This is a genomic window from Archangium sp. (assembly GCF_057119385.1).
The window spans coordinates 1-14,559 of the sequence record NZ_DBNGVP010000038.1; the positions used below are offsets into that span (position 1 = coordinate 1).

A 14,559-nucleotide genomic window follows, 5' to 3' on the forward strand; every position below is an offset into this window, starting at 1 on the left:
AGTCGGACAGCAGGGACGGCTCGTGATAGGTGCGCGGCTTGCGCCCCGCACCGGGGCGCCGCAAACGCAGGCGGCCATCCGAATGCGTCACCGGCGTCCGGCCATGCCGGATTTCATGAATGCCGGCGCGAATAGTAGGCCGTGAAAGCCCGGTAGCGCGCGCAACTGCGCTGATGCCCCCGCGCCCCAGCGCCAGCGCTTCTGTAGCAGCCCAACGACGCCGACTCTGCTCGTCAAGCACAGGCCGCATTTCTTCATACTTCTCCGCTATCAGCTTCTCCGAGCTCATGTCTTAAAAACTCGCACATTGGAAAGTTTATTTCCAGACGGCGCCTTTGCGAAGCTGCCGAAGCCGCCCTTTGATTTCCTCACCTTTGAGGAGGCTGAGCGCCTGATCAACGCCACCGAGCCGGAATGGCGCGCGCTGATCCTGGTGGCGCTCAAGGCGGGGCTGCGGCAAGGCGAGCTGATCGGGCTCCAGTGGGGCGACGTGGACTTGCAGCGCGGCAAGCTGCACGTCCGGCGTACCATCTGGCGCGGGGTCACTGGCCTGCCCAAAGGCGGGCGCGAGCGGCTGGTAGAGCTGCCGGGCTCGGCAGTGGACACGCTCAAGGGACACCGGCACCTGCGCGGCCCTTACGTGTTCTGCCAGGAGGACGGCCAGCCGCTTACTGACGGGCTGATGAAGCTGCCGCTGCGCCGCGCCCTCCAGGGGGCCGGCATCACGCGCGAGCAGGGCCGCATCGGCTGGCACGACCTGCGGCACACCTACGGCAGCCACCTCGCCATGAGGGGGATCCCGCTGACGGTGATCAAGGAGTTGATGGGGCACGCGACCATCGACATGACGGAGCGCTATGCCCACCTGAGCCCCGACACCCGGAGAGAGGCGGTCGGTGTTCTGGACCGGCCTCTTGCTCCGGCGTGCGACATACGTGCAACACAAGCTGGGGGAGCTGCTAACCCCCCGTGATTACAGCGTGAAAAAGTGGAGGCGGCGGGAATCGAACCCGCAGCCTGGCACCGGCCCGCCGCCGAGCAACAGGGCCCCCATTCCGCCGATGGCCAACTGGCCGCGTCATCTCCTCTACCCTTTTCGCGGTGGGCGCGGACCTGCGGGGCCCCGTGCTCCTTCCGGGGCCTCCCTCTTCTTCCGTGGCGCCGCCTCGCGGGCCACGTCCACGAAGGCTCGCAGCGCGGGCGAGACCTGCGCGCGGCTGGGGAAGTAGAGGAACAGGCCCGGCACCCACGCCGCGTAGGGCTCCAGCACCACGCGCAGGGTGCCTCGCCGCAGCTCCTCCGTCACCATGGGCTCGAACGCGTAGGCGAGCCCCACCCCGGCCTCCGCCATCCGCAGCAGCAGGTGGCTGTCCGAGGTGATGACGGGCCCCCGCACCGGCACGCGCCAGCTCCGTGGCCCGCGCTCCAGCTCCCACTGGTAGATGCCTGACGTCGTGGGGGAGCGGATGCAAATGCAGTCATGGGACAGCAGCTCGTCCGGCGTCTCCGGCGTGCCCCTCCGCTCCAGGTACGAGGGCGCGGCCACCACCACGAACCGGCACGCGTCCGACAGCCGGAGCTGCACCATGTCCCGCTCGATGGACTCCGTCAGCCGGATACCCGCGTCCAGCCCCTCGGCCACGATGTCCACGAAGCGGTCCTCCACCCGGACGTCCACCTCCACCTTCGGGTAGCGCGCGAGGAACCGCGGCAGCAGCGGCACGATGAGGGTGGACACCGCGATGGTGGGCACCGTCAGCCGCACCCGGCCCGTCACCTCCCCAGGCTGCACCGCGGCCGTCCGCATCGCTTCCAGCGCCTGGTCCACCGCCGGCCCGGCATTCTCCAGCAGGCGCCGCCCCGCCTCCGTCAACGCCACGCTCCGGGAGGTCCGCGTGAGCAGGGGCACGCCCAGCCGTTCCTCGAGCTGGCGGACGGACTGGCTCAGCGCGGATGGAGAGATGCCGAGGTCGGCGGCGGCGGCCGTGAAGCCGCGCCTCCGGGCCACGGCGAGGAACGCATTCAGGGCATTGAGGGGGGTGAAGGCCATCTTGAAGTATTTCTAAATGGCCCATATGGATCCCGCCAGTTTCGCCCGCTGTTCCCGGAGTGCATACCTGAGGGGCGCGTGGCCCCCAGGCCACGAAAACTCCCAAGGACAACCCCATGCCGAAGACTTCTGCCTATGCCGCCCCCGCCGTTGGAAAGCCGCTGGCGCCCTTCTCGTTCGAGCAGCGCGAGGTGGGCCCCCATGACGTGCTCATCGACATCCTTTACTGCGGGGTCTGCCACTCCGACATCCACCAGGCCCGTGACGAGTGGGGCGGCGCCATCTTCCCCATGGTGCCGGGCCACGAGATCATCGGCCGCGTCAAGCAGGTGGGCCAGCACGTCACGAAGCTGAAGGTGGGCGACATGGCGGGCGTGGGCTGCATGGTGGACTCGTGCCGCGACTGCCAGACGTGCCACCGGGACCTGGAGCAGTTCTGCGAGAAGGGGATGGCCGGCACCTACAACAGCACGTACATGGACCGGAAGACGCCGACCTACGGCGGCTACGCGGCCCGCATCGTCGTCACCGAGCACTTCGCGCTGAAGGTGCCCGAGGGGCTCGACCCCGCCGCGGCCGCGCCGCTGCTGTGCGCCGGCATCACCACGTACTCGCCGCTGCGGCAGTGGAACTGCAAGAAGGGCGCTCGCGTGGGCGTGGTGGGCCTGGGCGGGCTGGGCCACATGGCCGTGAAGCTCGCCGCGTCCATGGACGCGGAGGTGACGGTGCTCAGCACGTCCCGCACCAAGGAGGCCGACGCGCGCCGCCTGGGCGCCCAGGGCTTCGAGGTCACCAAGGACGCGGGCACCTTCAAGAAGCTGTCGGGCCGCTTCGATCTCATCCTCGACACCATCTCCGCCCCGCATGACTACAACCAGTACCTGCGCATGCTGCGCCCCCAGGGCACCATGGTGGTGGTCGGCGTGCCGCCGGAGGCGGTGCCCGTGAACGCGTTCTCGCTCATTGGCGGGAACAAGCGCCTGGCCGGGTCGATGATCGGCGGCATCGCCGAGACGCAGGAGATGCTCGACTACTGCGCGAAGCACAACATCGTGTCGGACATCGAGATCATCCCCATCCAGAAGATCAACGAGGCCTACGAGCGCATGATGAAGGGCGACGTGCGCTACCGCTTCGTCATCGACCTCGCGAGCCTCGAGCGCGCGTAGCGCGAGGGCGTCCGCCCCCCGTGACTCAGCAGGCGCAGCCGGGGCCCTTGCGGCAGACCTTGCTGCACGAGATGCATGAGTCTCCGCAGGGACAGCCCTTCGTGCACACCTTGCAGCAGTTGCGCGCGGGCTCGACGCTGCTGGGAGACTCCGACGAGGTGGTGTCCTCCGAGTCTTCCCAGTTCGTGCTCCGGGAAGTCTCCGGCTGCGTGGAGGCGGGCGCCACGTTGTGCTCCGAGGGAGACTGCTCCGGCTGACGCTGAAGCTGGCCAGCGACGTCCTCCGGCGATGAACGCGTGAGCGCGCTCGAGCAACGCTGAAGGTCCTCGGCGCTCGGAGCCTTGTCCTTCCCCGGCTGCTTGTGCCGCAGGCGCAGAGCATCGGCCGCGCACGAGCAGAAGCTCAGTCGCTGCACCTCACTGATGCTCGAGTCGGACTTCTTGACCTTCTCGGAACAGGTCAGGACGAAGGTCACGACCGCTTCGCTGGACAGCTCTTGCGGCTCGAAGCGGTTCGGCGTGTCAGCGAAGGCGGTGAGCGACAGGCACAGCACGGCAATCAGCACGTGACGGGACATGGATCCTCCGCGAGCTACGTATCAAGCAAGCTTGGATCCTCCCATACGTCTTCGTAGCCATCCGCGACCAGAAATCGCCATCCTGGAGGAAGCCCCAGGAACTTCAATGCAAGCGGACACCACTCGGCCAGATGGGCCACATGCACGGGCTGGAAGAAATCAGGTTCCGCGGATGGCTCGTCACCTGCCCAGATGTACCAGCCCGTGGTGTCTCCCTGGATGCGGTGTCGCAGCCCGTTGATGGGCATGAGCCCACTCTTCACGTTGAGGGAGATCCCGACCTTCATGTCCGAGGGAGACTCAACGAATCGCGCTCCATGCTCTACACAGAGCCTGAGCTGTGAAGCGCGAATATCGCCACGCATGAGAGATTCTCAGCCCAGCGCCGCGCGGGCGTTGCGGAACATCCGCATCCAGGGGCCGTCCTCGCCCCACTCCGGCGGGCACCACGAGTACTGCACGCTCCGGCTCACCCGCTCCGGGTGCGGCATCATGATGGTGACCCGCCCATCCCTCGACGTCAGGCCCGCGATTCCGTGCGGCGAGCCGTTCGGGTTCGCCGGGTACGTCTCCGTCACCCGCCCGTGGTTGTCCACGAAGCGCACCGGCACCATCCCCAACCCGTTCACCCTCGCCGCCTCCTCGGCGCTCGCGAACTCCGCCCGCCCCTCGCCGTGCGACGACGCGATGGGGATGCGGCTCCCCGCCATGCCCTTGAAGAACAGCGACGGGCTCTCCGCCACCTCCACCTGCACCAGCCGCGCCTCGAACTGCTCCGACGCGTTGCGCACGAAGTGCGGGAAGTGCTCCGCTCCCGGAATCAGCTCGCGCAACTGCGACATCATCTGGCAGCCGTTGCAGATGCCCAGCGCGAACGTGCCCGAGCGCGCGAAGAACGCCGCGAACTCGTCCCGGGCCCGCGCGTTGAACAGGATGGAGCGCGCCCAGCCTCCACCCGCTCCCAGCACGTCGCCGTACGAGAACCCTCCGCACGCCGCCACGCCCGTGAAGTCCTTCAGCGACACCCTCCCCGTGAGGATGTCGCTCATGTGCACGTCCACCGCACTGAAGCCCGCGCGCATGAACGCCCGCGCCATCTCGAACTGGCTGTTCACGCCCTGCTCGCGAAGAATCACCACCCGGGGCTTCGCGCCCTTCGCGATGTACGGCGCCGCCACGTCGTCCTTCGCATCGAACGTGAGCCGCGCCGACAGACCCGGCTCGCCCGGGTCACACTTCGCGGCGTACTCCTCCTCCGCGCAGCGCGGGTTGTCGCGCAGCTTCTGCATCTCGTAGCTCACGCGCGACCACACCTTGCGCAGCGCCACCACGTCCTCCTCCAGGAGGACCTTTCCGCCCTGCCGCACCCGCACCGTCAGCGCCGCGCTCGGCCGGCCCAGCTCGTGGCAGTGCGCGCCCAGCCCGTACCGCGTCAGCACGTCGCGCACGCGCTGGAGATCCGTGGCCTTCACCTGCAGCACCGCACCCAGCTCCTCGTTGAAGAGCGCCGCCACGGCATCCGCGCCCAGCGCGGCCACGTCCACGTCGAAGCCGCAGTGTCCCGCGAAGGCCATCTCCACCAGCGTGGTCAGCAGACCACCGTCGGAGCGGTCATGGTAGGCCTGCACCAGACCCGCCTCGTTGAGCAACTGCATCGCGGTGAAGAAGCCCTTGAGCGTCTCGGGGTTCTCCACGTCCGGGCAGCGCGGGCCCACCTGCGAGTACGCCTGCGCCAGCACCGAGCCCCCCAACCGCTGCTTGCCGCCCGCCAGGTCCACGAACACCAGCCGAGAGTCCGCGCCCGGCTCGCGCAGCTGCGGCGTGAGCGACTTGCGCACGTCCAGCACCGGCGCGAACGCCGACACGATCAGCGACAACGGCGCCGTCACCGCCTTGCGAGCCCCCTTCTCCTCCCACACCGTGCGCATGGACATGGAGTCCTTGCCCACCGGGATGGTGAGCCCCAACGCCGGGCACAGCTCCATGCCCACCGCCTTCACCGCGGCGTAGAGGTTGGCGTCCTCGCCCGGGCTGCCGGCCGCCGCCATCCAGTTGGCCGACAGCTTCACGTCCCCCAGCCGCCCGATCCGCGCCGAGGCGATGTTCGTCACGGCCTCGGCCACCGCCATGCGCGCCGAGGCGGCCGCGTCGATGAGCGCCACCGGCGTGCGCTCGCCCATGGACATGGCCTCGCCCGTGTAGCCCGCGTGCGCCGACAGCGTCACCGCGCAGTCCGCCACCGGCACCTGCCACGGGCCCACCATCTGGTCCCTCGCCGTCAGGCCCGACACCGTCCGGTCACCGATCGTGATGAGGAAGCCCTTGTCCGCCACCGTAGGGTGCCCCAACACCCGCCCCAGCATCTCCTTCACCGGCGCGTCCAGCTTCAGCTCGGCGTGCGTCAGCGGCCGGGACTTCACGTCCCGGTGCATGCGCGGCGGCTTGCCGAACAGCACGTCCATCGGAATGTCGATGGGCGCGTTGCCGAACCGCCGGTCCGTCAGCTTCAGCGCCTGCTCCTCCGTGGCATCGCCCAGCACCGCGAAGGGCGCCCGCTCGCGCTCGCACAGCGCCGCGAAGCGCGCCAGGTCCTCCGGCGCGATGGCCAGCACGTAGCGCTCCTGCGCCTCGTTGCACCAGATCTCCACCGGCGCCATGCCGGGCTCCGCGTTGGGCACCTCGCGCAGCTCGAAGCGGCCACCCAGGTTGTTGTCGTGGATGAGCTCCGGCACCGCGTTGGACAGGCCACCCGCGCCCACGTCGTGAATCGAGCGGATGGGGTTCGCCTCTCCCTGCGCCCAGCAGCGGTCGATGACCTCCTGGCAGCGCCGCTCCATCTCCGGGTTGTCACGCTGCACCGAGGCGAAATCCAGGTCCGCCGCGCTCGTGCCCTGCGTCATCGAGGACGCCGCGCCACCACCCAGGCCGATCAGCATCGCCGGGCCTCCCAGCACGACGATCTTGTCCCCCGGCTTCAGCGTGCCCTTCTGCACGTGCCCGTCCCGGATGTTGCCCAGGCCACCGGCGATCATGATGGGCTTGTGGTAGCCGCGCACCTCGACGCCCTCGGGCGTGGACACCTGCTGCTCGAAGCTGCGGAAGTAGCCGCACAGGTTGGGCCGGCCGAACTCGTTGTTGAAGGCGGCGCCCCCCAGCGGGCCTTCGATCATGATGTCGAGCGCGGAGACGATCCGCTCCGGCTTGCCGTAGGGCTGCTCCCAGGGCTGCTCGAAGCCGGGGATGCGCAGGTTGGACACGGAGAAGCCCGTCAGGCCCGCCTTGGGCTTCGCGCCCCGGCCCGTGGCGCCCTCGTCGCGAATCTCTCCGCCCGCGCCCGTCGAGGCGCCCTGGTGCGGCGAGATGGCCGTGGGATGGTTGTGCGTCTCCACCTTCATCAGGATGTGCGCGGGCTCGCGGTGGAAGCGGTACTCGCCGGTGGTCACCTCCGGGAAGAGGCGATCCACCTCGAAGCCCTCCATCACCGCCGCGTTGTCCTTGTACGCCGACAGCACGCCTTCCTTGTGCGCCGCGTAGGTGTTCTTGATGGACTGGAAGAGCGAGCGCTCCTGCTCCTTCCCATCGATGGTCCACGAGGCGTTGAAGATCTTGTGCCGGCAGTGCTCGCTGTTGGCCTGCGCGAACATCATCAGCTCGACGTCGGTGGGGTTGCGCTTCAGCTCCGTGAAACGCGCCACCAGGTAGTCGATCTCATCCTCGGCCAGCGCCAGACCCAGCTCGCGGTTGGCGGTGACGAGCGCGGCCCGGCCTCCGCCCACCACGTCCACCGTCGTGAACGGCCGGGGCGTGTGCCCGGCGAAGAGGATGGCCGCGTCCTCCTCGCGCCCCACCACCGCCTGCGTCATCCGGTCGTGCAGCACCGGCTGCACCCGGGCGAGCTGCTCGGAGCCCAGCGCCTTGCCGGCCTGGTCGGCGACCCAGTAGGCAACACCCCGCTCGATGCGCCGCACCGAGCGCAGGCCGGTGTTCTGGAAGATGTCCGTGGCCTTCGAGGACCAGGGCGAGATGGTGCCGGGACGGGGGATGACGAGCAGCAGGCTCCCGCGCCGCTCGCCACGGGCCAGCCGGGGGCCGTACTCCAACAGCCTGTCCATCAAGGTCCGCTCGGACTCGGAGAGAGCGTCCGCGACGTCGACGAAGTGCACGAACTCCGCGTAGACGGAGGCCACGGCGGGCTCCAGCTCACGGCAGCGAGCGAGCAGCTTGGCCAGACGGAACTCGGAGAGGGCGGGGGCGCCACGCAGGGTGAACATGGAGTCGCCTCTTATCTCCACGGACCCCCTCCTGCATCTGAAAGAGATCGTCACGGGAGCCAGAAGCCCCCGCTCCCCTGCCCTCTTCCGAGTGGTCGGAGGGCCTTCCGCCGGGTCCGGATATGGTTGAATGCCGCCGGTCCGACATGGCCGGGTCCCACGGGCCCGGCGGGGGAGTCTCCGAGGAACAGCATGGTGAGAGCGAACACGAACCTGGCGGCCCTGTGCGTCCTGGTGCTGGGAGGGGCCTGCACGTCCCCCACTCCCGAGCAACCGGCCCGGCAGGCGCCGAAGGCCACCCGCCGCGCCCTGGGTGAAGGTCCCGCCAACCTGGTGGACGTGGGCGTGAAGGCCGAGCGCGCGCTGGTGCGCTACCCCGAGTCCCCCATCGCCGCGGGGAACACGCTCCTCTTCACGGCCAACGAGGACAGCACCGGGCCCGAGCTGTGGAGGCTCGACGCCACGGGCCCCGCCCTGGTGGCCGACATCGTCCCGGGCACCACCGGCTCGTCGCCCTCCCAGCTCTTCCACTCGCGGGGGCTCACCTGGTTCACCGCCGCGGACGCCGCGCATGGCGTGGAGCTGTGGCGCACCGACGGCACCACCCCGGGGACCTTCCTGCTCAAGGACATCTTCCCCGGTCCGGACAGCTCGCGGCCCACGGAGTTCGCCGAGCTCAACGGGTGGATCTTCTTCAGCGCCAATGACGGCACGTACGGCCCCGAGCTGTGGCGCACCGATGGCACCCCGGAAGGCACGCAGCTCGTCCGGGACATCTCCCTGGGCTCGGGCGGCAGCGAGCCCCAGTCCTTCACCGAGCTGGGCGGGAAGCTCTACTTCCTGGTCAAGGATCCGGGCGGCGCCAGGCAGCTGTGGCGCACCGATGGCACCGCGGCGGGCACCGTCCGGGTCGGAGCGGGCGTGACCGTCACGGCCTCCTCGGGGCGAGGGCTCGTCCGCTCCGGCCGGGCGCTCTACTTCGCGGGCAGCGAGGGCACCGCGGGCGCCGAGCCGTGGAAGACCGACGGCACCGAGGCGGGCACGCAGCGCGTCAAGGACATCCTCCCCGGCGCGACGGGCTCCAACCCCGTGCAGCTCACGGCTTTCGACGGCGCGGTGTACTTCGTCGCCTCGGACGGCGTGACGGGGCGTGAGCTGTGGAAGACGGATGGCACCGAGGCGGGCACCCAGCGCGTCCTCGAGATCATCTCCGGCAACAACTCCGTGGAGAAGCCCGACGCGCTCGTGGCCGCCAGCACGCGCCTCTTCTTCATGCTGAGGGACGCGAGCAACACCGAGAGCGCCCTCTACGCGACGGACGGCACGGCGGCGGGCACCGCGAAGCTGGTGGACTTCAAGGCCCTGGGCGGCAAGGGCCCCCTGATGATGACGGCCCTGGGGAGCACGCTCTACTTCACCGGGTACGAGCCAGGCGTGGGCCACGAGCTGTGGACGAGCGACGGCACGCCCACGGGCTCGCGGCGCATCGGCACCAACGTCTTCTCCGGCGACCGCCTCGCGGATCCGGCCCCCGAGGCGTTCACCGTCCTGGGGGACACGATGTACTTCGTGGCGACCGCGCCGGGCACGGGCTACTCCGACGAGAACCCGCCACTGCCCACGCTGTGGAAGTCGAAGGGCGATGTGGCCACCACCGTCCCCGTGGGAACCGATCTGTCGCCCACCCGGGGCTCGAACCCCGCGCCCTTCGCCGCCTGGGGCGACGCGCTGTACTTCACCACCTTCGAGCAAGAGGCGGCGGCCCGGCTGTGGCGGACGGATGGAACGGTGGCGGGCACGGTGCCGCTCGTGAACATCGTCCCCGGGGACGCTCCCGCCTTCACCGTGGAGTCCGGCCTGAGCGCCCTGACGCCCCTGAACGGAGCCCTCTACTTCGCGGCCATGCCCTCGCTCTTGGAGGGCTTCCAGCTCTGGAAGACGAATGGCACCCCCGCGGGCACCGCCCGGGTGACCAGCGCCGTCCGGCTCACCACCGCCGCCAGCAGCCCCATGGAGATCATCGCGCACGGTGGCTTCCTCTTCTTCGCCGGCCAGGACTCCGCCAATGGCATCGAGCTGTGGAAGAGCGACGGCACGGCGGCGGGCACCACCCTGGTGAAGGACATCGCCCCGGGCAGCGGGCCGTCCTCGCGTCCGTATCGCTTCACGCCCATGGGTGACGCCCTCTACTTCATCGCCCGCAACGCCACCGGCGGCCGCGAGCTGTGGAAGACGGATGGCACCGAGGCGAACACCACCCGGGTGGCGGAAGTCCGCGACAGTGTGGACATGAGCGCCGTCATGAACATCGCCGGGGTGGTGGGCAGCACCCTCTACTTCGTGGCCAACGAGACCAACACGGGCATCGAGCTGTGGAAGACGGATGGCACCCCGGCGAACACGTCGCTGGTGAAGGACATCGCCCCGGGCATCCTGGACGCCGGGCCCTCCGCCTTCGCGGTGATCGACGGCACCCTCTACTTCACCGCCAGCGACGGCTTCGGCCCCGAGCTGTGGCGCACCGACGGGACGGAGAGCGGCACCGTCATGGTCAAGGAGCTCTCGTCGACGGGCACGGGCTCCAATCCCGGCGCCCTCACGGTGCTCGGCAAGACGCTCTACTTCACCGCGAATGACGGCACCTCGGGCCGCGAGCTGTGGAAGCTCGACACCACCGCGTCCGGGGCCGTCCCCGTCCGCGTCAAGGACATCTTCCCGGGCCCGGGCAGCGGCGTGCTCGCCGAGTCGCTCTTCGCCATCCCCACCGATGGCCTGCTCCTGTTCGCCGCCGACGATGGCGTGAGCGGCACCGAGCTGTGGCGCTCGGACGGCACCGAGGCGGGCACCTTCGTGCTGCACGACATCGCGCCCTGGCAGCTCGGCTCGCACCCCGCGGGCTTCACCCGCTTCGGGGACACCATCGCCTTCAGCGCGAACGACGGACGGCGCGGGCGCGAGCCGTGGCTGATGCCCGTGTCGCTGCTCACCAACGGAACGCCCCCGAGCGTCACCTGCCCGGTGGTGCCTCCCATCGAGGCCCAGCAGTTCCTGGGCGCGCGGGTCGACTTCGAGGAGGCCACGGCCAGCGACGACACCGGGCTCCCACCCGCCCTCTCCTACAGCCGTGTCCCGGGGAGCCTGTTCCCGATCGGTGACACCGTGGTGCACGTCACCGCGCGCGACACCGCGGGCCTCGTGGCCACGTGCTCCTTCACCGTGACGGTGCGGGACACCACGCCTCCGGAGCCGGTCTGCCCCGCGAACGCCACGGTGGAGGCCACCACCTCGGGCGGCGCCATCCTCACCTACGCCGCTCCGCTGGCCACCGACGCCGTCACCCGCGCCCCCGTCATCACCGTGAGCCAGGCCTCCGGCACCCTCTTCCCCCAGGGCAACACGACGGTGACGGTGACGGCCACCGACGCGCAGAACAACAGCAAGCAGTGCACCTTCACCGTGCGCGTGCAGGACACCACGGCCGCGGTGATCTCCTGCCCGGCGGACCAGCGCGTCGAGGCCGAGAGCGCCACCGGCGCCAACGTCACCTGGCCGCTCGCCGAGGCCTCGGACGGAGAGGTCTCCCGCCCGGCCCTCACCTACAGCCACGTCAACGGCGACCGCTTCCCGCTCGGCAACACGCCCGTCACGGCCACCGCGACGGATGGCGCCGGCAACACCTCGAGCTGCACCTTCCAGGTGTCCGTCCGCGACACCCAGGCGCCCTCGCTCCGGTGCCCGCCCACCCAGAGGACCGAGGCCCTCGGCCCCTCGGGTGCGCCCATGGAGTTCGCCGTGAACAACGTGGTGGACACCGTCTCCACCGCCGTCGAGCTCTCCTTCAGCCACGCCTCCGGGAGCACCTTCCCGGTCGGCGAGACGCCCGTGCGCGTCCAGGCCCGCGACGCCTCGGGCAACGTGGCCGAGTGCGGCTTCTCCGTCGTGGTGGAGGACACCCTGCCGCCGCTGCTCACCTGCCCCCAGGACGTGACCATCGCCAAGGGGCCGGTGGCGGTGCAGCTGCCCCCGCCGTCCGTCACGGACCGGGTGACGGCCTCGCCCGCCATCACCTACTCCCCGGCCAGCGGCAGCGTGTTCAAGGTCGGTGCCACCCCCGTGGAGGTGACGGCCCGGGACGACGCGGGCAACCCGGCCACATGCACCTTCAACGTGCGCATCGAGAAGTCCAGTGGCTGCTCCGCCGCTCCGGGTAGCATGGGTGCGGCCGGGTGGATGGGACTGTTGTCGCTGCTGGCCCTCGCCACCCGCCGCCGGAGCACGCGATGACGCACTTCCGTACCTGCAACCTCTGCGAGGCCATGTGCGGCCTGCGCATCGAGACCTCGGAGGGCCGTGTCACCTCCATCCGGGGTGACGACGAGGACCCGTTCAGCCAGGGCCACATCTGCCCCAAGGCCGTGGCGCTCCAGGATCTCCACGAGGATCCGGACCGGCTCCGGCAACCCGTCCGGCGCACGGCGACCGGCTGGCAGCCCATCTCCTGGGAGGAGGCGCTCGACGAGACGGCGCGGCGGCTGCACGCCATCCAGCGCGAGCACGGCAAGGACGCGGTGGGCGTGTACGTGGGCAACCCCACCGTGCACGACCACGGCTCGATGATGTTCCTGCCGATGTTCCTCCGGACCCTGCGCACGCGGAACAAGTTCTCCGCGTCCTCGGTGGATCAGCTCCCCCACCAGCTCGCCGCGTACCTGATGTTCGGGCACCAGTTCCTCATCCCCATCCCGGACATCGACCACACGCGCTACATGCTCATCCTCGGGGCCAACCCGCTGGCCTCCAACGGAAGCCTGATGAGCGCGCCGGGCGTGCGCCACCGGCTCAAGGCCATCCAGCAGCGCGGCGGCCGCGTGGTGGTGGTGGATCCCCGCAAGACGGAGACGGCCCGCGTCGCGGACGAGCACATCTTCATCCGCCCCGGCACCGACGCGCTCTTCCTCTTCGCGCTCCTGCACGTGCTGCTGGAAGAAGCGGGCGCGAAGCCGGGCAAGCTGGCGGAGCTCGTGGACGGCCTGGCCACCGTGCGCGAGCTGGCGCGCGGCTTCACCCCCGAGCGCGCCGAGCCCCACACCGGCGTGCCCGCGGAGACCACCCGGCGCATCGCCCGCGAGCTGGCCGCCTCGGAGGCCGCCGTCTGCTACGGCCGCGTGGGCGTGTCCACGCAGGCCTTCGGCGCGATGTGCCAGTGGCTCATCAACGTCATCAACATCGTCACGGGCAACCTGGATCGCCCGGGCGGGGCCCTCTTCACGCGGCCCGCCTTCGACATCGTGGGAGGCCCCAAGGCCATGGCCATGAGCCGCGGCAGCTACGGCCGCTGGCGGAGCCGGGTGCGCGGGCTGCCCGAGTTCTCGGGCGAGCTGCCGGTGGCCGCGCTCGGCGAGGAGGTCCTCACCGAGGGCCCGGGACGCATCCGCGCGATGGTCACCTCCGCGGGCAACCCCGTCATGTCCACCCCCAACGGGCGGCAGCTCGACACGGCCTTCGCGTCGCTCGACTTCATGGTGTGCATCGACCCGTACATCAACGAGACGACGCGGCACGCGCACCTCATCCTGCCGCCCAGCTCCAAGCTGGAGCGCAGCCACTACGACCTGGCCTTCCACGCCCTGGCGGTGCGCAACACCGCGAAGTACTCCCCGCCACTCTTCGCGCCGGGCCCGGACACGCGCCATGACTGGCAGCTCTTCCTGGAGCTGAAGCACAGGCTGGAGACGCTGCGCGGCGAGCCCCGCGTGCGCGGCGAGCTGAGCTACCGGACGCTCAAGGCGCTCGGCCCGGATGGCCTGTTGGACCTGGGGCTGCGCGCGGGCCCGTACGGCATGAAGCTCCGCCCCTTCCGCAAGGGCCTGAGCCTGGCGAGCCTGAAGGCCCAGCCGCACGGTGTGGACCTGGGGCCCCTGGCGCCGAGCCTCCCCCAGCGGCTGGCCACGCGCGACCGCCGCATCCAGCTCGCCCCCGAGCCGCTGGTGGCGGACCTCGAGCGGCTGCGCCAGAGCTTCCCGGAGGGCCCGGGCGCCACCGCAGACGGCTCCCTGCTGCTCATCGGACGGCGCCACCTGCGGGACAACAACTCGTGGATGCACAACGTGCCGCAGCTCGTCAAAGGCAAGCCGAGATGTACGCTGATGGTGCACCCCGAAGATGCCCGGAGGCTGGGCCTACGGGATGGCGGCCAAGCAGTGATAACCTCGCGCGTCGGCGAGGTGAGGGCACCGGTGAGCGTGACGGACGAGGTGATGCCGGGCGTGGTGAGCCTGCCTCACGGTTACGGGCACGGGCGGGAGGGCGTGCGGCTCCGGGTGGCCGGAGAGCATGCGGGCGTGAGCATCAATGACCTGACCGACGACCGGGCGTTGGATGTCCTCAGTGGCAACGCCGCGTTCAGTGGAGTCCAGGTCCGCGTCAAGCCGGTAGAATCAGCACGCACGGAAGAACCACAGCAGCATTCCGCAACTGGATGAGACAACACCG

The 14,559-nt window shown here is 70.1% G+C and carries 7 protein-coding genes and 2 pseudogenes; 4 read left to right on the top strand and 5 right to left on the bottom strand.

The window, feature by feature from the left end:
- Positions 1–289: pseudogene (locus tag AC16DP_RS09370) on the bottom strand (ISAzo13 family transposase); the annotation flags it as partial.
- Positions 290–334: 45 nt separating this feature from the next.
- Between AC16DP_RS09370 and AC16DP_RS09375 the strand changes: the two are divergent.
- A pseudogene (locus tag AC16DP_RS09375) lies at positions 335–973 on the top strand (tyrosine-type recombinase/integrase); the annotation flags it as partial.
- Positions 974–1,087: 114 nt separating this feature from the next.
- Here AC16DP_RS09375 and AC16DP_RS09380 read toward each other — a convergent pair.
- Positions 1,088–2,050 carry a LysR family transcriptional regulator gene (locus AC16DP_RS09380; protein ID WP_329731272.1) on the bottom strand — a complete coding sequence of 321 codons (963 nt, stop codon included), beginning with the start codon at positions 2,048–2,050 and terminating at the stop codon, positions 1,088–1,090.
- Between the two features lie 116 nt (positions 2,051–2,166).
- Between AC16DP_RS09380 and AC16DP_RS09385 the strand changes: the two genes are divergently transcribed.
- Positions 2,167–3,219 (top strand): NAD(P)-dependent alcohol dehydrogenase, encoded by a 1,053-nt coding sequence (locus AC16DP_RS09385; RefSeq protein WP_329731271.1) that lies wholly within the window; start codon positions 2,167–2,169, stop codon positions 3,217–3,219.
- Positions 3,220–3,244: 25 nt separating this feature from the next.
- Here AC16DP_RS09385 and AC16DP_RS09390 read toward each other — a convergent pair whose 3' ends face one another.
- From AC16DP_RS09390 to purL, 3 genes are read right to left on the bottom strand one after another with little or no spacing between them, the layout of a single operon-like run.
- Positions 3,245–3,796, bottom strand: coding sequence for a hypothetical protein (locus AC16DP_RS09390; RefSeq protein ID WP_329731270.1), 552 nt, complete (start codon positions 3,794–3,796; stop codon positions 3,245–3,247).
- 14 nt (positions 3,797–3,810) lie between these two features.
- Positions 3,811–4,161, bottom strand: a complete 351-nt coding sequence (locus AC16DP_RS09395) for an immunity protein Imm33 domain-containing protein (RefSeq protein WP_422653093.1) — start codon at positions 4,159–4,161, stop codon at positions 3,811–3,813.
- Between the two features lie 9 nt (positions 4,162–4,170).
- On the bottom strand, positions 4,171–8,067 hold the full coding sequence (gene purL, locus AC16DP_RS09400; protein ID WP_329731268.1) for a phosphoribosylformylglycinamidine synthase: 3,897 nt from the start codon (positions 8,065–8,067) through the stop codon (positions 4,171–4,173).
- 192 nt (positions 8,068–8,259) lie between these two features.
- On the opposite strand from purL, the gene AC16DP_RS09405 reads away from it, so the two are divergent.
- Positions 8,260–12,351: an ELWxxDGT repeat protein gene (locus AC16DP_RS09405; protein WP_329731267.1), complete on the top strand. Its 4,092-nt coding sequence runs from the start codon at positions 8,260–8,262 to the stop codon at positions 12,349–12,351.
- On the top strand, positions 12,348–14,549 hold the full coding sequence (locus AC16DP_RS09410; RefSeq protein ID WP_329731266.1) for a molybdopterin oxidoreductase family protein: 2,202 nt from the start codon (positions 12,348–12,350) through the stop codon (positions 14,547–14,549). The genes AC16DP_RS09405 and AC16DP_RS09410 overlap by 4 nt, the downstream gene beginning before the upstream one ends.
- The last annotated feature ends 10 nt before the right edge of the window (positions 14,550–14,559 follow it).

Coding starts and splice junctions, on each gene's coding strand:
- AC16DP_RS09380 (WP_329731272.1), bottom strand. CDS start 2,050: ATGGCCTTCACCCCCCTCAATGCCCTGAATGCGTTCCTCGCCGTGGCC.
- AC16DP_RS09385 (WP_329731271.1), top strand. CDS start 2,167: ATGCCGAAGACTTCTGCCTATGCCGCCCCCGCCGTTGGAAAGCCGCTG.
- AC16DP_RS09390 (WP_329731270.1), bottom strand. CDS start 3,796: ATGTCCCGTCACGTGCTGATTGCCGTGCTGTGCCTGTCGCTCACCGCC.
- AC16DP_RS09395 (WP_422653093.1), bottom strand. CDS start 4,161: ATGCGTGGCGATATTCGCGCTTCACAGCTCAGGCTCTGTGTAGAGCAT.
- purL (WP_329731268.1), bottom strand. CDS start 8,067: ATGTTCACCCTGCGTGGCGCCCCCGCCCTCTCCGAGTTCCGTCTGGCC.
- AC16DP_RS09405 (WP_329731267.1), top strand. CDS start 8,260: ATGGTGAGAGCGAACACGAACCTGGCGGCCCTGTGCGTCCTGGTGCTG.
- AC16DP_RS09410 (WP_329731266.1), top strand. CDS start 12,348: ATGACGCACTTCCGTACCTGCAACCTCTGCGAGGCCATGTGCGGCCTG.